We start from the raw sequence: 22,158 nt of genomic DNA, 5'->3' as shown, positions 1-22,158 counted from the left end.
ATCAGACGGCGAGGAGGTCCACCACGAAGATCAGGGTCTCACCGGGCTTGATCGCCGGGGTCGGGCTCTGGTCGCCGTAGGCGAGGTGGGCCGGGATGGTCAGCTGGCGACGGCCGCCGACCTTCATGCCCTGCACGCCCAGGTCCCAGCCCTGGATCACACGGCCGCCGCCCAGCGGGAAGCGGAACGGGGTGCCGCGGTTCCAGCTGGCGTCGAACTCCTCGCCGGTGCTGAAGGCGACGCCCACGTAGTGGACGGTGACGGTCTGGCCCGCCTTCGCGACCTCCCCGTCACCCTCCCAGATGTCCTTGATCTCGAGGTCCGCCGGGGGCTCGCCGCCCGGGAAGTCGATCTCGGGCTTGTCGTTGTTCACGTCGAAGCTCCTGCTTGTGTACGTCATGAAACGCGGACAGTCTTTCATCCTCGCGGCCCGTGCGCCCGCCGCGGGCACCGGGCACTACATCGCCGCGAGGATGTCCACCGTGAACACGAGGGTGGAGCCCTTCTTGATGACGCCGCCGCTCGGCGGGGTGTTGCCGTAGCCCAGCTCCGGCGGGACGACGATCAGCACCCGGCTGCCGACCTTCTTGCCGGTCAGGCCCTCGGCCAGGCCCTTGACCGCCTGCTGCATCTGCTGGAGCGAGAACTGGCTGAGCCGGCCCGAGCCGTACGTGCGCTGGAAGGTTTTGCCACCGTCCCAGACCAGGCCCTGGAACTGGCACAGGACCGTCTGGTCGGCCTTCAGCTGGTCGCCGTCGCCCTCCAGCACATACTCCGAGACGAGCTTCTTCGGCGGGTTCGTCCCGGGGATCGTGACCTTGGGGACGTTGCCGTCGGTGTTGGTGGCCACCTTCGGCAGGGCCACGTCGGTCTGCGGGACCTCCTTGCCCTTGGCGGAACTCTTGGAGTTGAAGGAGTCGATCAGGTCGATGACGAACACCAGCGTGTCGGTGCCCTTGATGCCCGCCTGCGCGTTGCCCGACTTGCCGTAGCCCAGGTCCGGCGGCACGGCGATCTCGATGCGGCTTCCGGTCTTCTTGCCCGTGAGCGCGTAGAGCCAGCCGTCGATGATGCTGCCCCGGGCGAGCTGCATCACCAGCGGACTCTTGCGGTCGTAGGAGTTGTCGAAGACCTTGGCCGTGTCCCAGATCTGGCCCAGGTAGTTGGCCCGGATGAAGTCGTTCTCGGCGACGGTGCGGCCGGTGCCCGCGATCACCGTCCTGACCGCCAGGTTCTTCGACGGCTCGCCCGTGCCCTTGGCCACGGTCGGCTTCTCGCCGAACTTCGTGCCCGCCGTGATCGCCGGCAGCGGTCCTTCCACGATCTTCGGCGGAGGCGTCGTGGACACCGAGGGCGACGGCGAGACACTGGCCTTGCTGGACTCGGACTTGTTGTCACCGCACGCGGAGAGGGTGACCAGTCCTGCGGGTACGGCGGCGAGGAGGAGTGAGCGTCGGCGCACGGAAGGGCCTCGTAATCGGTCGATCTTGTGGTTGGCGTGCGCGCAACTCTACGACGCGAGAAGGGCGCCGTACGGGAAACGTACGACGCCCGTGTGGCGTTCCGGCATTTCGGTACGGAAACGCTTGACTCACACGCTTTTCGCTACATTCCGGCGATCAGCTTCTCCACCCGGTCGTCCACCGAACGGAACGGGTCCTTGCACAACACGGTCCGTTGGGCCTGGTCGTTGAGCTTGAGGTGGACCCAGTCGACGGTGAAGTCCCTGCGCTGTTCCTGTGCCCTGCGGATGAAGTCGCCGCGCAGGCGCGCCCGAGTGGTCTGCGGGGGCACCGACTTGCCCTCGAAGATCTTCAAGTCGTTGCAGATCCGGGTGGCTTGGCCCTTCTTCTCCAGCAGGTAGTACAGGCCACGACGGCGGTGGATGTCGTGGTAGGCGAGGTCTATCTGCGCGACCCGCGGGTGGGACATGGTCATGTTGTGCTTGGCCCGGTACCGCTCGATGAGCTTGTACTTCATGACCCAGTCGATCTCGGTGGCGATCCGGTCCAGTTCCTCGGTCTCGATCGCGTCGAGGGTGCGGCCCCACAGCTCCAGGACCTGCGCGACCGTGCCGGTGCGGATGCCGCGGCGGTCGCAGAAGTCCACGGCCTTGTCGAAGTACTCGCGCTGCACCTCGAGGGCGGAGGCCTCCCGGCCGCTGGCCAGGCGCACCTTGCGGCGGCCGGTGATGTCGTGGCTGACCTCGCGGATCGCCCGGATCGGGTTCTCCAGGGTCAGGTCGCGCATCACGGTGCCCGCCTCGATCATGCGCAGCACCAGGTCGGTGGCGCCGACCTTGAGCAGCATGGTCGTCTCGGACATGTTGGAGTCTCCGACGATCACATGCAGCCGGCGGTAGCGCTCGGCGTCCGCGTGCGGTTCGTCACGGGTGTTGATGATGGGCCTCGAGCGGGTCGTCGCCGAGGAGACGCCCTCCCAGATGTGCTCGGCGCGCTGGCTGACGCAGTACACGGCGCCGCGCGGCGTCTGCAGCACCTTGCCGGCACCGCACAGCAGCTGCCGGGTGACCAGGAAGGGGATGAGGATGTCCGCGAGCCGGGAGAACTCGCCGTGGCGCGCCACCAGATAGTTCTCGTGGCAGCCGTAGGAGTTGCCCGCCGAGTCGGTGTTGTTCTTGAAGAGGTAGACGTCGCCTGCGATTCCCTCCTCGTGCAGGCGTCGTTCCGCGTCCACCAGGAGTCCTTCGAGAATGCGCTCGCCGGCCTTGTCGTGGGTGACCAGTTCGATCACGTTGTCACATTCGGGTGTCGCGTATTCCGGATGTGAGCCCACGTCGAGATAGAGCCGGGCGCCGTTTCGCAGAAAGACATTGCTGCTGCGGCCCCATGACACGACACGGCGGAAGAGGTACCGCGCCACCTCGTCAGGAGACAGGCGCCGCTGTCCCCTGAACGTGCACGTGACGCCGTACTCGTTCTCCAGCCCGAAAATGCGGCGGTCCATGACTGAACATTACGCCCGATCCTCCGAGCTGAAACGGGGTTCGACGGCACGATTTGGATCATTTTCCGATGAAGCCGCAACGACCCCGCCCCGCGCGGGAGCTGCGAGGACCCGTCCGGTGGCGAAAAGGACCAGCAGCGACACGGCCCCGGCGGCACCGGGAACCGCGAAGCCCCACTGCGTGCCGCCGGCCTGGACCACGGGGCCGGCGAGGCCCGTTCCGACCGAGGCGCCCACGGTGAACGTCGTCACGAGCCAGGAGAACGCCTCGGTGACGGTCCCGCTCGGCGCGTGCCGGTCCACGACGATGAACGCGCAGGCGATGCAGGGCGCGAGGAACACCCCGGCGAGCACCGTGAGCAGCACCATGGGCACCGCGCCCGGCACCAGCGTCAGCGGCAGGTAACACACCGCCAGAAGCGCCACCAGGAACCGCAGTCGCCGCTCGGGCGCACCGGCCCACCGGCGGGCGCCGTAGACGGTGCCGCCGACGAGCGCGCCGAGGCCGATCCCGGCCATCATCCAGCCGTAGACCGCGTCGCCGCCGTGCCCGTCGGCGTACGACACCGACGCGACCGTGATGGAGCCGAGCGCGATGCCGACGAACAGGAAGACGCCGAGCAGGACGAGCAGGCCGGGCGAGCGCAGGGCGCCGAGCCAGTGCGCCTCGCGGGGGCCGGAGCGCCACGCGCGCGAGGGCGGCGAGAGGACCACGCAGAGCGCGCCGAGCACACCGAGGACGTTGAGCACCAGCAGGGCGGCGCGCTCGTCCCACAGGGACACGCACAGGGTCACCAGCAGCGGCCCGACGGTGAACATCACCTCCTGCGCGATCGCGTCCATGGCGTACGCGGTGTGCACCTGCTCCTCGCCGCGCACCACGGACGGCCACAGGGCGCGCAGGCCGCCCTCCAGCGGCGGGGCGAACAGTCCGGCCGCGGCGACGGCGGCGTAGGCGAGCGGCAGCGGGTCGATGCCGCAGAAGGCGAAGGCGGTCATGGACAGGGCCGCGAGGACCGCCGCGGGCAGCTGGACGCGCGGCTGGCCGTGCAGGTCGACGAGCCGGCCGAGGAGCGGCTGGCCGACGGCGTTGGCGACTCCGTAGACGGCCGCGAGGGCGCCCGCGAGGCTGTAGGTGCCGCCCTGGGCACGGACGAACAGCACCATGGCGATCGCGGCGGTCGCGTTGGGCAGCCGGCCCACCAGAGTGCCGGTGAGCAGCCGCAGTGCGTGCCGCGCCCGGAGTATCTCCAGGTATCCCGTGGCCATGTCCCGCCCTCCGTTGGGTCGCCCGGGGCGCCTCTACGACCCGACGTGTTACGTATAACTTCTCCGCTCATACGTACCATGTGGGCTGTTCACAGTCCAGGCGAACGATCCGCACGAGGGGAGCAGGCCCGCGGTGGCACACAGCAGCACCCGCCCGACCAGCCGTGACGTGGCCCAGGCGGCCGGGGTCTCGCAGGCCGCCGTCTCGCTCGTACTCGGCGACAAGTGGCGCGGCCGGGTCTCCGAGGCCACCGCCGAGCGCGTCCGCGAGGCCGCACGCGACCTCGGCTACCGGCCCAACCTCGCCGCCCGCAACCTCCGCCTCGGCCGCACCCGCACGGTCCTGCTGGTCGTCCCGGCCCTGACGACGGAGTTCTTCGCCGGTGTGTACACGGGCGCCGCGCGCGTGGCGGCGGAGAACGGCTTCGGCGTCGTGCTCTACCCCTCCCCCGAGGGCATCGGCCCCGCCCGCGACCCCTTCGCCTCCGCACAGGCCGCCCTGGACGGCGTCATCGCCTCCTCCATGGCCGCCGACGCCCTCACCACGATCCGCGGCGACCAGCTCCCCCTCGTCATGCTCGACAGCGACCCCCGGGGCAGTCTCGGCGCGGCCACCGTCAACCTGGACATCGCCGACGGCATCCGCCAGGTCACCGGCCATCTGCTGGGCCTCGGACACCGCCGGGTGCTGCACCTGGCTGCCGATGTGCCGTCCTGGACCTTCGAGCTGCGCGCGCGGGAGCTGGCCGCACGCATGGCGGCCGTGCCCGGCACGGAGGTCCGCACCGCCCGCGCGCCCATCTCCATCGAGGGCGCCCTGTCCGCCGCCGAGGCCGCGCTCACCGCGCCCGGCCCCCGCCCCACCGCCGTGGTCTGCGACGACGACAAACTCGCCGCCGGTGCCTACAAGGCCGTGCGCCGCCTCGGCCTGCGCGTCCCGGACGACATCTCGGTCACCGGCGTCGACGACCTCGGCCTGGCCACGGCCCTCGACCCGGAGCTGACGACCGTACGACTGGACGCCGAGCTGTTCGGCGAGCGCGGCATGCGGGCCCTGCTGGCCGTCCTGGAGGACCGGACACCCGAGAGCGGTGACATCCCCGTAGAACTGGTCGTCCGGGGATCCACGGCGCCGCCACCGGGCCGCCAGGCACCGCCCGGGGCGCCGTAGGAGTCCGCGTCCGGGGCGCGGCCGCCCGGCGCGCCCGGACACGGGTGTGCCCCGGTCAGGACGGCTGCCGGGGCACACACGAGCGGGAGGGGCGGCGGACTACTCGTCCTCGGACTGCTCGGACTCCTCGGCACTCTCCGCCTCGGTGGCCGCGCCCCCCGCCTCCAGCAGGCGGGCGAGCTGACGGCCGACGATGCGCTTGAACTTGCGCTTCTGCGGGCGCGTGCGGTCCAGCACCGCGACCTCCAGGCGCTCGGCGGGGATCTCCCGCTGGCTGCCGCTGGACTCGCGGGACAGGGCCTGTACGGCGAGCCGCAGCGCCTCGGCCAGGGGCATGGCGTCCCGGTGCTCACGGTCCAGGTAGGTGCTGATCTGCTCCGCGTTCCCGCCGACCGCGACCGAGCCGTGCTCGTCCACGATCGAGCCGTCGTGCGGCAGCCGGTAGATCTGGTCGCCCTCGGGGGTCTCGCCCACCTCCGCCACGACCAGCTCCACCTCGTACGGCTTCTCGGCCGCCGAGGAGAAGATCGTGCCCAGCGTCTGGGCGTAGACGTTGGCGAGACCGCGGGCCGTGACGTCGTCCCGGTCGTAGGTGTAACCGCGCAGGTCGGCGTAGCGGACACCGCCGATGCGGAGGTTCTCGTACTCGTTGTACTTGCCGGCGGCCGCGAAGCCGATCCGGTCGTAGATCTCGCTGAACTTGTGCAGCGCGCGGGACGGGTTCTCGCCGACGAACACGATGCCGTCGGCGTACTGGAGCACGACCAGGCTGCGGCCGCGGGCGATGCCCTTGCGGGCGTACTCCGCGCGGTCGGCCATGGCCTGCTGGGGTGAGACATAGAACGGCGTCGACACCGGTTATCCGTCCCTTTCTGTCATGGTCACTGGATCGCCTTGGTAAGAAGCCGGGGCCGGCGCTCAGAGCAGGGCGGCCTTGGGGCCGTCGGGCTCCTCCAGGCGGCGCTGGAGCACCGCGCGGGAGAGTTCGGAGGACTCGTCCCCGGTGAGCCGGCGGAAGCCGTCCTCGGTGATCACGGTGATGATCGGGTAGATCCGGCGGGCGACATCGGGACCACCGGTCGCCGAGTCGTCGTCTGCCGCGTCATAGAGGGCCTGGACCACCAGCGTGGTGGCCTGCTCCTCGGTCAGGTCGTCACGGAAGAGCTTCTTCATCGCACCGCGCGCGAAGATCGAGCCGGAGCCGGTCGCCGCGAAGTTGTGCTCCTCGCTGCGGCCGCCCGTGACGTCGTAGGAGAAGATGCGTCCCTTCTCGCGGTCCACGTCGTATCCGGCGAAGAGCGGGACCACGGCCAGGCCCTGCATGGCCATGCCGAGGTTGGAGCGGATCATCGTCGACAGCCGGTTCGCCTTGCCCTCCAGGGACAGCTGGGCGCCCTCGACCTTCTCGAAGTGCTCCAGCTCCAGCTGGAAGAGCTTGACCATCTCGACGGCCAGACCGGCGGTGCCGGCGATGCCGACCGCCGAGTACTCGTCCGCCGGGAAGACCTTCTCGATGTCCCGCTGCGCGATGACGTTGCCCATGGTCGCCCGGCGGTCACCGGCGAGCACCACGCCCCCCGGGAACGTCACGGCCACGATCGTGGTGCCGTGCGGCGCCTCGAGCACGCCCTGTGTGGGCGGCAGCTGCCTGTTGCCGGGCAGCAGCTCGGGCTGGTGCTCGGAGAGGAAGTCCATGAACGAAGAAGAGCCTGGCGTCAGGAAGGCAGCTGGTAGACGCCCGGTGCCACGAGTATTGGCTTCCACAAGTTTCCTTCCAAGTAAGCGATATGCCACGGACCCTACCCGGGTGGTGGCGGTGATCCACCTGCCCGGCCGGAACAGGTACCGGAAACGAAGACTGCTCGCGGCCCGGACTTGTCCGTCCGCGAGCAGCTCTCCGTCGTCCACTCATCGGCCACTCACGACTCCCCCACCCTCGAACCTGTGATTCGAAGGCAAGGACGGCCTACTGCCCGCCCTTTTGCACGAAGGAACGCACGAAGTCCTCGGCGTTCTCCTCCAGGACGTCATCGATCTCGTCCAGGACGGAGTCCACGTCGTCGGACAGCTTCTCGTGCCGCTCCTTGAGGTCGCCCTGGGCCTGCGCGTCCTGCGCCTGCTCCTCGACCTCCTCGGTGGAGCGTGTGGCCTTCTGCTGGCCGCCGCCGGTGTCCTTGGTTGCCATAACCCTCACCCCGCTCAGTTCGCCTGCCGATCGGTGATGATCAGACCCTACAAGCCGGGTCCGACATCGGCCCCGCAGTTTCCACAACGTACGAGGGCCACCTCGATGATTCCCGGACGGCGGGATTTCCACCCCGGCCGCCCGGAGCGCCGCCCGTGCCCGCCGGCCCGGCTCAGCCGCCCGACAGGACCCTGACCAGGTCTTCCGCCGTGCGGCAGCGGTCGAGCAGCTCCTTGACGTGATTTCGCGTTCCGCGTAGCGGTTCCAGGGTTGGGACGCGCTGCAGCGAGTCCCGGCCGGGGAGGTCGAAAATGACCGAGTCCCAGCTCGCGGCGGCGACGTCGTCCGCGTACTGCTCGAGGCAGCGGCCGCGGAAGTACGCGCGTGTGTCCTCCGGCGGCTTCGTACGGGCCTGGTCGACCTCGGCCTCGTCCAGCAGCCGCTTGATGCGCCCGCGGGCCGCCAGGCGGTTGTAGAGGCCCTTCTCGGCGCGTACGTCGGCGTACTGGAGGTCGATCAGGTGCAGCCGGGCGGCGTCCCAGTCGAGGCCGTCACGGCGGCGGTAGCCCTCCATCAGCTCGCGCTTGGCGACCCAGTCCAGCTCGCCGGCCAGGCTCATCGGGTCGTTCTCCAGGCGGTTCAGGGTGTCCTCCCAGCGGCTGAGGACGTCCTTGGTCTGCTCGTCCGCGTCCGCGCCGTAGCGCTCCTCCACGTACTTGCGCGACAGCTCGAAGTACTCCATCTGCAACTGGACCGCGGTGAGTGTGCGGCCGCTGCGGAGGGTGACCAGGCGCTTGAGGCCGGGGTCGTGGGAGACCTGGTGCAAGGTGCGCACGGGCTGGTCGACCGCCAGGTCCACCGCGATGAAGCCGTCCTCGATCATGGACAGGACCAGCGCCGTCGTCCCCAGCTTCAGGTACGTCGAGATCTCCGACAGGTTGGCGTCGCCGATGATCACGTGCAGCCGGCGGTACTTCTCCGCGTCCGCGTGCGGCTCGTCCCGCGTGTTGATGATCGGGCGCTTCAGCGTCGTCTCGAGGCCCACCTCGACCTCGAAGTAGTCCGCGCGCTGGCTGATCTGGAAGCCGTGCTCGTGCCCGTCCTGGCCGATGCCGACGCGGCCCGCTCCGGCGAAGACCTGGCGGGAGACGAAGAAGGGCGTGAGGTGGCGCACGATGTCCGAGAAGGGGGTCTCCCGCTTCATCAGGTAGTTCTCGTGCGTGCCGTAGGAGGCGCCCTTGTTGTCGGTGTTGTTCTTGTAGAGGTGGATCGGCTGGGCGCCGGGGAGCTGTGCGGCCCGCTCGGCGGCCTCGGCCATGATGCGCTCGCCGGCCTTGTCCCACAGGACGGCGTCGCGGGGATTGGTCACCTCGGGGGCGCTGTATTCGGGATGTGCGTGGTCGACGTACAGACGCGCGCCGTTGGTGAGGATCACATTGGCGAGGCCGATGTCCTCGTCGGTGAGCTGGCTGGCGTCGGCGGCCTCCCTGGCGAGGTCGAAGCCTCGCGCGTCGCGCAGCGGATTCTCCTCCTCGAAGTCCCAGCGGGCCCGGCGGGCCCGGTGCATCGCCGCCGCGTAGGCGTTGACGATCTGGGACGAGGTGAGCATGGCATTGGCGTTGGGGTGGCCGGGGACGGAGATCCCGTACTCCGTCTCGATGCCCATTACTCGCCGTACGGTCATGCGGCCCTCCTTGCCCGGCGGCACCCTCGGTCGTGGGCGCCGCTCAAGTACCGCTGGCGCTCCGGTGCGTGTGCGGTGCCCGTCCCCGCACTGCGCGACTCGGCGGTAGGAACGAGCCTAGAACGCCTTTGCGCTGGTGGGGAGATCATTTGCGTCATTGCCTGCTCCGGTCGTGGCCGGCCGTGGCCGGAAAACAGAGAGCTGCGGGTACCCGGCGAGGGCACCCGCAGCCGCCCTGCTTTTACAGGTACTGACCGGTGTTCGCCACCGTGTCGATGGAGCGTCCGGTGTCCGCGCCCTGCTTTCCGGTGATGAGCGTACGGATGTATACGATCCGCTCGCCCTTCTTTCCGGAGATCCGGGCCCAGTCGTCCGGGTTGGTGGTGTTGGGCAGGTCCTCGTTCTCCTTGAACTCGTCCACGCAGGCCTGCAGCAGGTGGGAGACGCGAAGACCCTTCTGGTTCTTCTCGAGGAAGTCCTTGATCGCCATCTTCTTGGCACGGCCCACGATGTTCTCGATCATGGCGCCGGAGTTGAAGTCCTTGAAGTAGAGGACTTCCTTGTCGCCGTTGGCGTAGGTGACCTCCAGGAAGCGGTTCTCCTCGGACTCGGCGTACATGTGCTCGACCGCCGTCTGGATCATGCTCTGGACGGTCGTCTCCTTGCTGCCGCCGTGCTCGCCGAGGTCGTCGGCGTGCAGCGGGAGGCGCTCGGTGAGGTACTTGCCGAAGATGTCCTTGGCCGCCTCGGCGTCCGGCCGCTCGATCTTGATCTTCACGTCGAGCCGGCCGGGGCGCAGGATGGCGGGGTCGATCATGTCCTCGCGGTTGGAGGCGCCGATCACGACCACGTTCTGCAGGCCCTCGACACCGTCGATCTCGGCCAGCAGCTGCGGGACGATGGTGTTCTCCACGTCCGAGCTGACACCGGAGCCGCGGGTGCGGAAGAGGGACTCCATCTCGTCGAAGAAGACGATGACGGGGGTGCCCTCGCCGGCCTTCTCACGCGCACGCTGGAAGACGAGGCGGATCTGCCGCTCGGTCTCGCCGACGTACTTGTTGAGCAGCTCGGGGCCCTTGATGTTCAGGAAGAAGCTCTTGCCCGCGGCCTGGCCGGTGACCTCGGCGACCTTCTTGGCCAGCGAGTTCGCGACGGCCTTGGCGATCAGTGTCTTGCCGCAGCCGGGGGGGCCGTAGAGCAGCACACCCTTGGGCGGGCGCAGCTCGTGCTCCTTGAACAGGTCCGGGTAGAGGTACGGCAGCTCGACCGCGTCGCGGATGGCCTCGATCTGGTTGCCGAGACCGCCGATCTGGTCGTAGCCGATGTCCGGGACCTCTTCGAGGACGAGTTCCTCGACCTCGCTCTTGGGGATGACCTCGTAGACGTAGCCGGAGCGGGGCTCGAGCAGCAGGGCGTCGCCGGCGCGGATGGTGACGTCCAGCAGCGGCTCGGCGAGCCGCACCACCCGCTCCTCGTCGGTGTGCCCCAGCACGAGGGCGCGCTCGCCGTCCTCGAGGATCTCCTTGAGGGTGACGATGTCGCCGACGCGCTCGAACTCCATGGCCTCGACCACGTTGAGCGCTTCGTTGAGCATGACTTCCTGGCCGCGCCGCAGGTCGTCGAGGTCGACGCTTGGGCTGACGTTCACCCGCAGTTTGCGGCCGCCGGTGAAGATGTCTGCGGTGCCGTCCTCGTTCGCCTCCAGGAAGACTCCGAAGCCGGCCGGCGGCTGGGCGAGCCGGTCGACCTCCTCCTTGAGGGCCACGATCTGGTCGCGGGCCTCGCGCAGGGTGTTGGCCAGTCGTTCGTTCTGGGCGGACACGCCGGCCAGGTTGGTCTGCAGCTCGACGATCCGCTCTTCGAGAATCCTCGTGTGTCGCGGAGAGTCGGCGAGCTTGCGTCGCAGGACGGCGATCTCCTGCTCAAGGTAGGCGATCTGCCCGGCCGGGTCTTCGGACCCTCGTCCCGGGCGGATGCCGCGGTTCATGTCGTCGTCGTGGGCTGCCACGGTCCTCACCTCCTCCAAGGGGAGCTGGACGCTTCCAGACCCTACCTGGGTGGGTGTCGATTGAAACCCCTAGATCACCAAGACTGTCAAGGTGTGTCGTCGGTCACCCGGTGCGCTCTCCCTCGCACGGAGGGGATACCCACTCAACGTGATGTGGAAGCAGCTTGTTCCGGGCATCGCGTGGTCGAATTCCTTCAACGCTGGCCGGAGTTGTCCACTCCGGGCCGGTCGGCCCGTATGCGGGCAACCCGCAGCGCGCCCGCGCAGCCATCACGCAGAGCGACGGTCCGGGCGGACGGTGTCACCGCCGACCGGCGCTGAAGTGGTCGTCCCCTGGCCGGGACACACCTGTCCTGGCCGGGCGGTCGTACCCGAGCGGGATCGGGCGGAAACCCGGTCACCGGCGGAAGAAGGCCCGAAAGCGGCGGAGGTAGGGTCGAGGGTGTTCAACAGCCGCCGGAGCGGACCAGGCTGGCCTCGGGCCGGCCGACCGCCCGGCGAACCGGAAGGGCAGGAGAAGTGACCGTACAGCAGGAGGCCCCGGGCGGCGAGGCGCTGGAGGTCTGGATCGACCAGGACCTGTGCACCGGCGACGGGATCTGCGCCCAGTACGCCCCCGAGGTGTTCGAGCTGGACATCGACGGGCTGGCCTATGTGAAGGGCGCGGACGACGCACTGCTCCAGGACGCGGGGGCCACCGTGCCGGTACCGCTGCCGCTGCTGACCGATGTGGTGGACTCGGCCAAGGAGTGTCCCGGCGAGTGCATCCATGTGCGCCGGGTTTCGGACAAGGTCGAGGTGTACGGGCCCGACGCGGAGTGAGTCCCGGCGCCGGGCCCGGTGTCAGACGCTGTGGGCCGAGGCGGGCGTGGAGCGGACGAACGCGCTGCCGTTCCACTGCCACTTGACCGGGGTCTTCAGGTCGGGGCAGCAGTTGGGCACGGCGCTCGAGGAGTAGCCGAGCAGGGTCGCGTCGACCCCGCGCGCGCGTATGGAGAACCCGGTGACGGTGACCCTGTCCTGCGGGGCCACGAGGGTGGCGACCACGCGCGGCTTGCCGCCGTCCGACGGGCGGGTGACGACGTAGACCCCGTCGGGCGGGGTGCCCATGGCGGAGTCGCAGTGCACGACCGCGACCGTCTCCGGTCTGCCGTCGCCGTCCAGGTCCCCGGTGGCCTTCTTCGCGACCACCGCCTTCACCCGGCCGCAGCTCAGCGGGAAGTCCACGCCGGTGGTGCTGGGCGCCGCGACGGCGGCGGGAGCGGAGGCGGTGTGCGTGCCGGTGGCGGCCGTGGCCGATCCTGGCTGGACGACGGAGGAGAGGGCCACGACGCCGGCGACGGCCGTGGCGGTGGCGACCCAGTGGATGGGCCTGGTCTGGGTGTGGGCGAGTTCCGGAACGGCGGATTGCTGCACTAGGAGTGTCTCCCGTGAGGGCTGTGCCGGTGGGGTGGCCAGCATGGTGCCACACGTCACAGTGCGGGGGAACGGCGGGGTCCGGGATTCCCGCAGGCGAACCGCCCGCGCGTGTGCGGGCGTACGCCGACGCGCTCGCGTGCGGGGCGTGCGCGACCGCGGCGACACGGGGCACCCTGTGCGCTCTCAACGAACGGGCGCCGTGGCCGAGTTCCCCTCGCTCGGCGGGAACTCGGGCACGGCGCCCTCGCGTTGGGATGTGTGCGCGGCCGGTCAGCGGCCGGTGCCGCCGTCGGCGTTGGGTCCGGCGTAGTCCTCGCCGTAGGCGCCCTTGGCGGGGCGGCGACGGCGCATGGGCGGCTCGACGCCGTCCGCGAGGCGGCGGGCGGTGAGCAGGAAGCCGGTGTGGCCGATCATCCGGTGGTCCGGGCGGACGGCCAGACCCTCGATGTGCCAGTTGCGGATCATGGTCTCCCAGGCGGTCGGCTCGTTGAAGCAGCCGATCTCCCGGATGGACTCCACGGTCCGGGCGAGCTGGGTGGTGGTGGCCACGTAGCAGCACAGGATGCCGCCGGGGACGAGCGCCTTGGAGACGGCCTCCAGGCACTCCCAGGGGGCGAGCATGTCGAGGATGACGCGGTCGACGTCGGTGTCGGACAGGTTGTCCTGGAGGTCACCGACGGTGAGCTGCCAGGCGGGGTGCGGGCCGCCGAAGTAGCGCTCCACGTTCGCCTGTGCGATCTCGGCGAAGTCCTCGCGGCGCTCGTAGGAGTGCAGCATGCCCTGGTCGCCGATGGCGCGCAGCAGGAAGCTGCTGAGCGAGCCGGAGCCGACGCCGGCCTCCACGACGCGGGCGCCGGGGAAGATGTCGGCGAAGGCGAGGATCTGCCCCGCGTCCTTGGGGTAGACGACGGCTGCCCCGCGGGGCATGGACAGGACGTAGTCGGGGAGCAGGGGGCGCAGCGCGAGGTAGGCGACGTTGCCGGTGGTGCGGACAACGCTGCCCTCGGGAGCGCCGATCAGTTCGTCGTGCGGGAAGGAGCCCTTGTGGGTGTGGAAGTTCTTCCCGGCTTCGAGCGTGAACGTGTAGTGGCGGCCCTTGGGGTCGGTCAGCTGTACCTGGTCCCCGACCTTGAAGGGCCCGCGCCTGCGGGCGGCACCGGTCGGTTCGGACATGTGAACAGACTACCGGCCCGAGCGGGAGGCTCTGACCACCAGACACTGGACACTAGACGGACGGGCGGGCCATCGCCTTCACGAAGGCGCGCTCGACGTCGGCGGCGGACAGCACGCCGTAGATCTCGCCGGTCTCCTCGACGACCAGGTACTCGGTGGCCGGGGTGGCCCGCAGGACGTCCAGCAGGTCCTCGCCGGCCAGCTCGGCGGAGACACGCATGCCGTCGGTGAGTTCCTGGGCGAGGCCGCTGACCGTCACCCAGGGGCGGCGGTGTTCGGGGACGCCGACGATGGCGGCCTCGCGGACGAGGGAGAGGGGGTTGCCGTCGGCGTCGACCACGACCAGGGCGCGGGCACCGGCGGCGTTGGCGCGGCGCAGGGCCTCGGAGAGCGGGGTGTCCGTCTCGACCGGTACGGCCCGGCGGGTGAGGGTACGGGCGCGCAGCTCGGGGAGGTGTTCACGCAGCCGGGCCATGCGCAGGCTGTTGCCGGCGCCGGTCCAGATGATCGCGGCGAGGATGGCGGCGAGCAGGGCGTCGGTGACGGTGTCCATGCCGCCCGTGTCCGCGCCGTCGCCGCCGAGCGCGCCGGACTGGTTGAGCAGGGGCAGGCCGATCAGGACGGCGACGGCGAGGGCGCGGCCGACCCAGGCGGCGGCGACGGTGCCGCTCATCGGCTTGCCGGTGATCTTCCAGACGACGGCGCGGAGCATGCGGCCGCCGTCGAGGGGCAGGCCGGGCAGGAGGTTGAAGGCCGCCACGATCAGGTTCGAGATCATCAGCCCGGCGAGCAGCACACCGGGGACGGAGCGGGGTTCGACCGGCTTCATGGCGAGGTAGAAGAGCGCGGCGAGGACGAGGGAGAGCAGCGGCCCGACGAAGGCCAGGACGAACTCCCGGCCCGGGGTCTCGGCCTCCTTCTCGATCTCGGAGACGCCGCCGAAGAACTGCAGCTGGATGCGGCGGACGGGGAGTTTGAAGCGGATCGCGGCGACCGTGTGGGCCAGCTCGTGGACCAGGACGGAGGCGTAGAAGGCGACGGCGAAGAACAGGGAGACCAGGTAGCGGGCGGCGCCCAGCTCGGGCAGCACACGGTCGAGCTGGCCGCCGAAGACCCAGGTGATCAGCGCGGCGACGAGGAACCAGCTGGGCGCCACGTACACCGGCACCCCGAAGGGCCGGCCCATGAGGATGCCCCCGCCGGGCTCCTTGGGCCGCGGCTTCGGCGGCTCGCTCCGGGCGATGCCGGAGTGGGCGAGGGAACGGTGTTCCGCGTTGTGGTGCTGATCGTTCCGGACGGCGGCCGGGTCGGTGGGGGCCGCGTCGCGGGGCGGGCCGCCCGGGTCACCGGGGTCGCCCGCGTCGCCGTCGCCGTCGACCGCAGCGTCCCCGTCCTGGGCCTCCGCAGCCACGGCACCGTCAGCGCCAGTGCCCCGGTCCTGGGCGCCCTCGCGCCGGGCCGACGCCTCCCCGGCACCGTCCACCGCAGCGTCCCCGTCCTGGGCCTCCGCAGCTGCCCCGGTGTCCTGGTCCGGGACGTCGTCGTGCCGGGAATCCGTGTCCCTGGTGTCGCGGTCCCCGGTGTTCTTCCCCCGAGTGCTGTCGTCGTGTGCGGCGTTCTCCCGGCCTGTGTGCGCGTCCGTGTCCGGGGGGCGGCCGTCCCCGGTGTCCTCGTTCACGGGTCCCCGGTCGCTGTCCAGGGGCCGGGGCGCCGGGGCGTGGTGGGGCGGTGGCCCGGGGTGGTCGGCGGGGCCGGTTGCCGGGGCCGTAGGACCTGCGGGGTGCTCGGCCGGCTCCTCGTTGCCGGACCGCGGCTGCCCGCTCCCGCCGCTCACGTCCACGGTGTCCCCTCGTTCGAAGCGTCTCCCGCACCTGCCGGGCGGAAGGTTCTGAGGTCGATGGTATGCGGCCGTGGCGGCACGTTTCGCCCCGGCACCCCTTGTGTTCGCCCCGCGCTCGCGCGGCCGGCGCGGGCGGCGCGGGCGGCGGGGTGGGTCACTGTCAGTGGTGGGCCGTAAGGTCTGTGGGCATGGACAGCAGCTTCGAGGACGCGGCGGCCGGGCCCGCCGCCGTCGCGCCCACCTCCCTGTCGCCCTCCCGGGCCGGTGACTTCATGCAGTGCCCGCTGCTGTACCGGTTCCGGGTGATCGACCGGCTTCCGGAGAAGCCGAGCGAGGCGGCCACGAGAGGCACGCTGGTGCACGCCGTCCTGGAGCGGCTCTTCGACGCCCCCGCCGCGGAACGGACCGCGCCGCGGGCCAAGGCACTGATCCCGGGCCAGTGGGACCGGCTGCGGGAGAGCAGGCCGGAGGTGACCGAGCTGTTCGCCGACGATCCGGAGGGCGAGCGGCTGGCGCGGTGGCTCGGCGAGGCAGAGCGGCTGGTGGAGCGCTGGTTCACGCTGGAGGACCCGACGCGCCTGGAGCCCGCCGAGCGGGAGCTGTTCGTCGAGGCCGAGCTGGAGTCGGGGCTGCGGCTGCGCGGCATCATCGACCGGGTCGACGTGGCCGCCACCGGTGATGTGCGGATCGTCGACTACAAGACGGGCAAGGCGCCCAGACCGGAGTACGCCGAGGGCGCGCTGTTCCAGATGAAGTTCTACGCCCTCGTGGTCTGGCGGCTGAAGCGGGTCGTGCCGCGGCGGCTCCAGCTCGTCTATCTCGGCAGCGGCGACGTGCTGACGTACGACCCGGTCCTCTCCGATCTCGAGCGGGTGGAGCGCAAGCTGCACGCGCTGTGGGACGCCATCCGGCAGGCCACGGAGAGCGGCGAGTGGCGCCCCCGCCGGACCAAGCTGTGCGGCTGGTGCGACCACCAGGCGCACTGCCCGGAGTTCGGCGGCACTCCCCCGCCCTATCCGCTGCCGGTGAGGGCGGCCGAGTCGGAGGCCGGGCCGCAGGGCAGAATGGGGCCCGACTAGCGAAGGAGTGTCACGTGGCCATCCGCGTCCTACTGGTCGACGACCAGCCCCTGCTGCGTACGGGTTTCCGGATGATCCTGGAGGCCGAGCAGGACATCGCGGTCGTGGGCGAGGCCGGTGACGGCCTGCAGGCCCTCGATCAGGTGCGGGCCCTGCAGCCGGACGTCGTGCTGATGGACATCCGCATGCCGCGGATGGACGGGGTGGAGGCGACCCGGCAGATCACCGGGCCCGACCGGTCCGGCCCGGCGAAGGTGCTCGTGCTGACCACGTTCGATCTCGACGAGTACGTGGTGGAGGCGCTGCGCGCCGGCGCCAGCGGCTTCCTGCTGAAGGACGCCCCCGCCAACGAGCTGGTGCAGGCGATCCGCGTGGTGGCGGCGGGCGAGGCGATGCTGGCACCGAGCATCACGCGCCGGCTGCTGGACAAGTACGCCACGCATCTGCCTTCCGGCGAGGAGCCGGTGCCGGACACCCTGCACACCCTCACCGACCGTGAGGTGGAGGTGCTGAAGCTGGTGGCGCGCGGGCTGTCCAACGCGGAGATCGCCGCCGATCTGTTCGTCAGCGAGACGACGGTGAAGACCCACGTGGGGCATGTGCTCACCAAACTGGGGCTGAGGGACCGGGTGCAGGCGGCGGTGTACGCGTACGAGAGCGGGCTGGTGCGCCCCGGCGCACAGTAGGTCTCTCCACCACGGAGGTCTCTCCACCACGGCGAAGGGCGCCCCTCCCGCACGGGAAGCGCACCCTCGGCGTGTGTCCGGGCGTCAGCCCTTGCTCAGTTCCCAGAACCGGAACACCGTGGAGGCGTCCAGGCAGTACTCAAGACCGTAGACGCCGTCGCGGGCGACCGCGTACTGCTTGGCCTGCCACACGGGCAGGACGGGCAGTTCGGCGGCGACGATGTCCTGGAGCCTGCCGAAGTCCTTGTCGGTGGCGGCGCGGTCGCTCTGCGCGGCCGTGTCGGGGATGAGCGAGCCGGTGATGGTGCGGTTGCTGTAGTTGTTGTCCAGCACGTTGCCCTTGCCGAAGAAGGGCGCCGTGAAGTTGTCGGCGTCCGGGTAGTCCGGCACCCAGCCCTTGACGTAGACGCCGTACTTGCCGGCGGCGATGTCCTTCTCGTACTGGTCGAAGGCGACCGACTTGACGTCGGCGTCGAACAGGCCGCTGGCGTTGAGCTGTCCGGCGATGGCCTTCAGCTCCTCGTCGGTGGCGGGGCCGTAGCGCGACGGCGTGGACCACAGGGTGAGCTTCGCCTTGCCGGTGATGCCGTCGGCGCGCAGCGCGGCCGCGGCCTTGGCCTGGGACGGGCGGGCGCCGTAGGTGTCGAAGAAGGCCGTGTTGTGGCCGACGATGCCCGCCGGGATGATCGAGTACAGCGGGGTGGCGGTGCCCTGGTACACGTTCTTGATCAGGGCGTCGCGGTCGAGGAGGTAGGCCATGGCCTTGCGGACGCCGAGCTTTCCGGCGACCGGGTCCTTCATGTTGAAGACGAGGTGCTGGACCTCGGCGCTGCTGCCCTCGATGACGTTCACGCCCTTGCTACCGCCCTGCTGGTCGAGACCGGCGATGTCGGAGGCGGACAGGCCTCGGTAGGCGATGTCGATCTTGCTGTCGAGGAGGGCCTTCTTCAGGGCGGCGCGGTCGCCGTGGAAGAACTTCATGGTGACGCCGGAGTTCTTGACCTCGGCGGTGCCCTTGTAGTTGCCGTTGACCGAGAAGACCGCCTGGTCCCCGTCGAAGGAGTCCAGCTTGTAGGGTCCGGAGCCGACGGCCTTGCCGTCCTTGCGCAGCCCGCTCGCGTCGTACTGGCGGTGGTCCACGATGGAGCCGGCGCCGGAGGCGAGCTTGCTGGGGAAGGTGGCGTCGGGGACCTTCAGGCGGAAGACCACGGTCTTCGCGTTCGGGGTGTCGACGGAGCCGAGCATCGGGAACATGATCGCGGGCCCCGAGGGGTCGTTGATCTTCAGCATGCGGTCGAAGGAGAACTTCACGTCCTCGGAGGTCAGCGCGTCACCGTTGCTGAACTTCAGGCCGTCCTTCAGTTCGCACTGGTAGACCATGGCCCGGCTGTCGGTGAAGGTGCACTGCTTGGCCAGTTCGGGCTGGGGTTCGGTCCCTCCCTTCGGGAAACTGAGCAGCGACTGGAAGACGTTGTCGAACAACAGCCAGGAGCCGGGGTCGTAGCCGGAGGCCGGGTCCGTGGCGAGGACGTCGTCGGACATCCCCATCACCACGGAGGAGCCGGTACCCCCGGAATCACCGCTCCCCGAGCCGCAGCCGGTCAACAGGCCGGAGGCCAGTCCCGCCACGATGGGCAGGACCGGCCACTGGTTGCGCATGTTCACTGCATGTGCCTTTGTCGTCGGTTCCGTCATCCCGGGGCCACCGTCCTGGCCCCGGGATCCCGGGGCAGCCGTCCCTGGCCCCGGATGAGGAGAGCCGTCAGCCGCTCACACCACGGCCGAGCTCCCACAGCTGAAGGGTCGAGGAGGAGTTGAGGGCGTACGCGGTGCCCGTGATGTCGTCCCGTGCGGCGACGTACTGCTTGCCCTGCCACAGCGGCAGGACCGGGACGTCCTCGGCGACGGTGTCCTGGATCGCGGTCAGGCTCTTGGAGGCGGCGAGCCGGTCGGCCTCGCGGCGGGAGTCCGGGATCAGCGTGTGCTGGATCGTCGTGTTGGAGTACGGCGAGCCGAGGAAGTTGTCCTTGTCGAGGAAGGGCGCGAGGAAGTTGTCGGCGTCCGGGAAGTCGGGGAACCAGCCCATGCCGTAGACGTCGTACTGGCCCTTCTGCTCGGCCGGCCGGAACTCGGTCCAGGGGTGGCCCTGGATGGAGACGTCGAACAGGCCGCTGTTGTTGAGCTGCTTCTGCAGGTCCTCGAACTCCTGCTTCGTGGCCGCGCCGTAGTGGTCGGTGGTGTAGTGCAGGGTCAGCTTGACCGGGGTGGTGATGTTGGCCTGGGCGAGCAGGGCCTTGGCCTTGGCGACGCTGGGGTTGCCGTACTTGTTGAAGAACGAGTTCGAGTGGCCGGTGATGGTGGCCGGGACCAGCGAGTACAGCGGCTCGGCCTCGGTGCCGTAGACCTTGTTGGCCAGTTCGCCGCGGTCGATGAGCTGGGCCATGGCCTGGCGGACGGCCTTGGACTTCACGCTGGGCGCGTTGGTGTTGAAGGCCAGGTAGCGGATCTCGAGGCCCGGCATGTCGACGAGGTCGACCTTGTTGCTGCTGCCGGCGTCCAGCTTCTGGATCTGCGCGGGCGTCATGGTGCGGGTCATGACGTCGATGTCGCCCTTGTCGATCGCCGCGCCCATGGCTTCGGCGGAGTCGTAGGAGCGGATCACGACCTTGCTGTTGTTCACCGTCACGCTGCCCTTGTACGAGGGGTTCTTGGTGAAGGTGGCGCTGACGATCGCGTTGTCCTTGACGTCGGCCTGGAAGGTGTAGGGGCCGGAGCCGTCCACCGTGAAGCCGTCGCGCAGCTTGTCCTTCTCGTAGTCCTTCGGGTTGACGATGCCCGCGACCGGCGTGGACAGCTTGTACGGGAAGGTGGCGTCGGCCGTCTTGAGGTGGAAGATGACCTCGCGGTCACCCTGCGTCTCGACCGTGTCGATGGTGTTGAGCAGCGAGGAGACACCACTGTCGGACTTGATGCGCAGGACACGCTCGATGGAGTACTTGACGTCCTCGGCGGTCACCGTGTCGCCGTTCGCGAACTTCAGGCCGTCCCGCAGCTTGCAGGCGTAGCGCTCGCTGCCGCTGTCGGTGAAGCCGCAGCTCTCCGCGGCGTCCGGGACGGGGTCGCCCTCGCCCTTGGGCTGCGCCATCAGCGTCTGCTGGGTCTGGCGCAGGATGTTCCAGGTGCCGACGTCGTAGGCGTAGGCGGGGTCGAGGGGCGCCGGGGCGTCCTTGGTGGCCGCGAACTGGTCGGTGGTACCGACGACGATGGCGTTACCGCTCTTGCCCCCGCCGCCGGATCCGCCGCACGCGGCCAGAACCGGCGTGAGCAGGCCGACGACCGCCGGCAGCACCAAAGTCTTGCGGTTCATGCGGGAGTTTCTCCAGAGCAGTTCGGTCCGTGTATCCGGCATGCAGGGGTGGTGCGGCGGAACGCGGGTGTTGCGGCGATGTTCTCGCGATGAGATTAGTCCGCGCTCGCAGCAGGGTTCACGGCCGCGCGAGTTGACCCATCATCACGCAGTGGAACCGGGTGTGGACACACTGAAAACCCGACTGCGACAGGATTAGTGCAGCATCCCCCCAATCGGGACACAAGGATCCGCCGATCCCTCTCCAGCCGGGCCGACCAGCACACTCCGGCCATGATGTCGAGGCCTGCCGAGGTGGGGAACGTCACACTCGCAACTGTGCGGGCAGTCAGTGGAATTCGGCCGCGCGGCCGGGCGCGAATTCCGCCCGGGTGTACTTCCCCGGAAATTTGTCCAGCACGGTCAATGGGCTTTGTGCGCCGCTGGACGGCGGACTTTGCACGCTGGGTGAACGGCTAGCGCATTTCCGTCATCAGACCGCGCAGAAATGCCAGGTCGACCTCTTCCAGGGAGGTCACGAGGGTGCGTCCCTCGGCGGGCGCGATGGGGGCGACGGAGGGTACGGCGACCACCCGGCAGCCCGCGGCCTCGGCGGCGGCGACCCCGGTCGAGGTGTCCTCGACGACGGCGCAGCGGGCTGGTTCCGCGCCGATCCCCGCCGCGGCGAGCAGGTAGGGGTCCGGGTAGGGCTTGGTGCGGGAGACCTCGTCGCCCGCGACGGACAGGGCGAAGTGGTGCGGGCCGAGCACGGACAGCACACGGTCGATGATGCGCCGGTGGGAGGCCGAGACCAGGGCGGTGGGGACGGCCTGCTCGTGCAGCTCGGCGAGCAGGCGGGCGGCGCCCGGCATCAGCGGCAGGGCGCGGCCGATGCGGTCCTCGAAGCCCTCGTTGAGCAGGTCGGTCAGCTCGGCGAGGGTGATGTCGGCGCCGGTTGCCTCGATGAGGAACCCGGCGCTGCGGGTCATGGGCCCGCCGACCACGACATGGCGCCAGGACGCGTCCAGGACGTGGCCGAGGGCGGCGAAGACTTCGACCTCGACGTCCCACCAGAATCCTTCGGTGTCCACCAGGGTGCCGTCCATGTCGAGGAGCACCGCCTGCAGCGTCGAGCCTTCGGCCGTACGGGTTCCGAGCGCGGGGACCGTGCTGGTCATCCACGCACCTCCTTGCGGGACGAGCAGGCCGGCTCCCGCGCGGGAGCCGGCCTGCAGTGGACCGACAAGTGTACGTCTCCGACGCACGAAGCGCCTCGTTCACCACTCGAGGCCGGGGACAGCCCGTGAAACAGCCCCGGCAGGGGCAAGCGG

The 22,158-nt window shown here is 69.9% G+C and carries 19 protein-coding genes; 4 read left to right on the top strand and 15 right to left on the bottom strand.

What is annotated here, in order from left to right; translation table 11 throughout:
• Position 1: 1 nt before the first annotated feature.
• The 4 genes from A6P39_RS32775 to A6P39_RS32760 form a co-directional block, all read right to left on the bottom strand.
• On the bottom strand, positions 2 to 373 hold the full coding sequence (locus tag A6P39_RS32775) for an FKBP-type peptidyl-prolyl cis-trans isomerase (RefSeq protein WP_067050697.1): 372 nt from the start codon (positions 371 to 373) through the stop codon (positions 2 to 4).
• A gap of 84 nt (positions 374 to 457) precedes the next feature.
• Positions 458 to 1,462, bottom strand: a complete 1,005-nt coding sequence (locus tag A6P39_RS32770) for an FKBP-type peptidyl-prolyl cis-trans isomerase (protein ID WP_067050514.1) — start codon at positions 1,460 to 1,462, stop codon at positions 458 to 460.
• Positions 1,463 to 1,605: 143 nt separating this feature from the next.
• Entirely contained in the window at positions 1,606 to 2,967 is a 1,362-nt protein-coding gene (gene pafA, locus A6P39_RS32765) for a Pup--protein ligase (protein WP_067050517.1), read from the bottom strand.
• A 9-nt stretch (positions 2,968 to 2,976) separates the two neighbouring features.
• Complete coding sequence (locus A6P39_RS32760) at positions 2,977 to 4,236, bottom strand: MFS transporter (RefSeq protein ID WP_067050520.1); 1,260 nt, start codon at positions 4,234 to 4,236, stop codon at positions 2,977 to 2,979.
• 133 nt (positions 4,237 to 4,369) lie between these two features.
• Between A6P39_RS32760 and A6P39_RS32755 the strand changes: the two genes are divergently transcribed.
• On the top strand, positions 4,370 to 5,407 hold the full coding sequence (locus A6P39_RS32755) for a LacI family DNA-binding transcriptional regulator (RefSeq protein WP_067050523.1): 1,038 nt from the start codon (positions 4,370 to 4,372) through the stop codon (positions 5,405 to 5,407).
• Positions 5,408 to 5,506: 99 nt separating this feature from the next.
• On the opposite strand, the gene prcA is transcribed toward A6P39_RS32755, so the two are convergent.
• From prcA to arc, 5 genes are all read right to left on the bottom strand, one after another.
• A complete protein-coding gene (gene prcA / locus A6P39_RS32750; protein ID WP_067050526.1) occupies positions 5,507 to 6,262 on the bottom strand; it encodes a proteasome subunit alpha in 756 nt (251 codons plus the stop codon).
• A 63-nt stretch (positions 6,263 to 6,325) separates the two neighbouring features.
• Positions 6,326 to 7,171: a proteasome subunit beta gene (gene prcB / locus A6P39_RS32745; protein WP_067050529.1), complete on the bottom strand. Its 846-nt coding sequence runs from the start codon at positions 7,169 to 7,171 to the stop codon at positions 6,326 to 6,328.
• Between the two features lie 202 nt (positions 7,172 to 7,373).
• Positions 7,374 to 7,592 (bottom strand): ubiquitin-like protein Pup, encoded by a 219-nt coding sequence (locus tag A6P39_RS32740; RefSeq protein WP_030744708.1) that lies wholly within the window; start codon positions 7,590 to 7,592, stop codon positions 7,374 to 7,376.
• 172 nt (positions 7,593 to 7,764) lie between these two features.
• Positions 7,765 to 9,276 (bottom strand): depupylase/deamidase Dop, encoded by a 1,512-nt coding sequence (dop, locus tag A6P39_RS32735; RefSeq protein WP_443053005.1) that lies wholly within the window; start codon positions 9,274 to 9,276, stop codon positions 7,765 to 7,767.
• 241 nt (positions 9,277 to 9,517) lie between these two features.
• The gene (gene arc, locus A6P39_RS32730; RefSeq protein ID WP_067050535.1) at positions 9,518 to 11,284 is read right to left on the bottom strand and encodes a proteasome ATPase; all 1,767 of its coding nucleotides are present in this window, start codon (positions 11,282 to 11,284) and stop codon (positions 9,518 to 9,520) included.
• A gap of 519 nt (positions 11,285 to 11,803) precedes the next feature.
• Between arc and A6P39_RS32725 the strand changes: the two genes are divergently transcribed.
• Positions 11,804 to 12,106 (top strand): ferredoxin, encoded by a 303-nt coding sequence (locus A6P39_RS32725; RefSeq protein ID WP_067050538.1) that lies wholly within the window; start codon positions 11,804 to 11,806, stop codon positions 12,104 to 12,106.
• A 21-nt stretch (positions 12,107 to 12,127) separates the two neighbouring features.
• Here A6P39_RS32725 and A6P39_RS32720 read toward each other — a convergent pair whose 3' ends face one another.
• The 3 genes from A6P39_RS32720 to A6P39_RS32710 all read right to left on the bottom strand — a co-directional run bounded on the left by A6P39_RS32720 (position 12,128) and on the right by A6P39_RS32710 (position 15,716).
• A complete protein-coding gene (locus tag A6P39_RS32720; RefSeq protein WP_067050541.1) occupies positions 12,128 to 12,700 on the bottom strand; it encodes a hypothetical protein in 573 nt (190 codons plus the stop codon).
• 273 nt (positions 12,701 to 12,973) lie between these two features.
• Positions 12,974 to 13,876 (bottom strand): tRNA (adenine-N1)-methyltransferase, encoded by a 903-nt coding sequence (locus tag A6P39_RS32715; RefSeq protein ID WP_067050546.1) that lies wholly within the window; start codon positions 13,874 to 13,876, stop codon positions 12,974 to 12,976.
• A gap of 52 nt (positions 13,877 to 13,928) precedes the next feature.
• Complete coding sequence (locus tag A6P39_RS32710) at positions 13,929 to 15,716, bottom strand: site-2 protease family protein (protein ID WP_067050549.1); 1,788 nt, start codon at positions 15,714 to 15,716, stop codon at positions 13,929 to 13,931.
• A gap of 188 nt (positions 15,717 to 15,904) precedes the next feature.
• Between A6P39_RS32710 and A6P39_RS32705 the strand changes: the two genes are divergently transcribed.
• Together A6P39_RS32705 and A6P39_RS32700 are read left to right on the top strand one after the other, a co-directional pair.
• Positions 15,905 to 16,795, top strand: a complete 891-nt coding sequence (locus tag A6P39_RS32705; protein WP_067050552.1) for a RecB family exonuclease — start codon at positions 15,905 to 15,907, stop codon at positions 16,793 to 16,795.
• 14 nt (positions 16,796 to 16,809) lie between these two features.
• Positions 16,810 to 17,481, top strand: a complete 672-nt coding sequence (locus tag A6P39_RS32700) for a response regulator (RefSeq protein WP_067050555.1) — start codon at positions 16,810 to 16,812, stop codon at positions 17,479 to 17,481.
• Between the two features lie 84 nt (positions 17,482 to 17,565).
• On the opposite strand, the gene A6P39_RS32695 is transcribed toward A6P39_RS32700, so the two are convergent.
• From A6P39_RS32695 to A6P39_RS32685, 3 genes are all read right to left on the bottom strand, one after another.
• A complete protein-coding gene (locus A6P39_RS32695; RefSeq protein WP_067050559.1) occupies positions 17,566 to 19,146 on the bottom strand; it encodes an ABC transporter substrate-binding protein in 1,581 nt (526 codons plus the stop codon).
• Positions 19,147 to 19,243: 97 nt separating this feature from the next.
• A complete protein-coding gene (locus A6P39_RS32690) occupies positions 19,244 to 20,848 on the bottom strand; it encodes an ABC transporter substrate-binding protein (RefSeq protein WP_067050562.1) in 1,605 nt (534 codons plus the stop codon).
• Positions 20,849 to 21,303: 455 nt separating this feature from the next.
• Positions 21,304 to 22,005, bottom strand: a complete 702-nt coding sequence (locus tag A6P39_RS32685; RefSeq protein ID WP_067050565.1) for an HAD family hydrolase — start codon at positions 22,003 to 22,005, stop codon at positions 21,304 to 21,306.
• Positions 22,006 to 22,158 lie beyond the last annotated feature (153 nt).

The sequence above is a fragment of the Streptomyces sp. FXJ1.172 genome, from assembly GCF_001636945.3.
Lineage (GTDB): Bacteria > Actinomycetota > Actinomycetes > Streptomycetales > Streptomycetaceae > Streptomyces.
This window is presented reverse-complemented; position numbering and strand designations above follow the sequence as displayed.

Bases quoted from the DNA above. Each gene is read 5' to 3' on its own strand.
- A6P39_RS32705 (WP_067050552.1), top strand. From the start codon at position 15,905: ATGGACAGCAGCTTCGAGGACGCGGCGGCCGGGCCCGCCGCCGTCGCG.
- A6P39_RS32685 (WP_067050565.1), bottom strand. From the start codon at position 22,005: ATGACCAGCACGGTCCCCGCGCTCGGAACCCGTACGGCCGAAGGCTCG.
- A6P39_RS32715 (WP_067050546.1), bottom strand. From the start codon at position 13,876: ATGTCCGAACCGACCGGTGCCGCCCGCAGGCGCGGGCCCTTCAAGGTC.
- A6P39_RS32690 (WP_067050562.1), bottom strand. From the start codon at position 20,848: ATGAACCGCAAGACTTTGGTGCTGCCGGCGGTCGTCGGCCTGCTCACG.
- pafA (WP_067050517.1), bottom strand. From the start codon at position 2,967: ATGGACCGCCGCATTTTCGGGCTGGAGAACGAGTACGGCGTCACGTGC.
- A6P39_RS32760 (WP_067050520.1), bottom strand. From the start codon at position 4,236: ATGGCCACGGGATACCTGGAGATACTCCGGGCGCGGCACGCACTGCGG.
- A6P39_RS32740 (WP_030744708.1), bottom strand. From the start codon at position 7,592: ATGGCAACCAAGGACACCGGCGGCGGCCAGCAGAAGGCCACACGCTCC.
- dop (WP_443053005.1), bottom strand. From the start codon at position 9,276: ATGACCGTACGGCGAGTAATGGGCATCGAGACGGAGTACGGGATCTCC.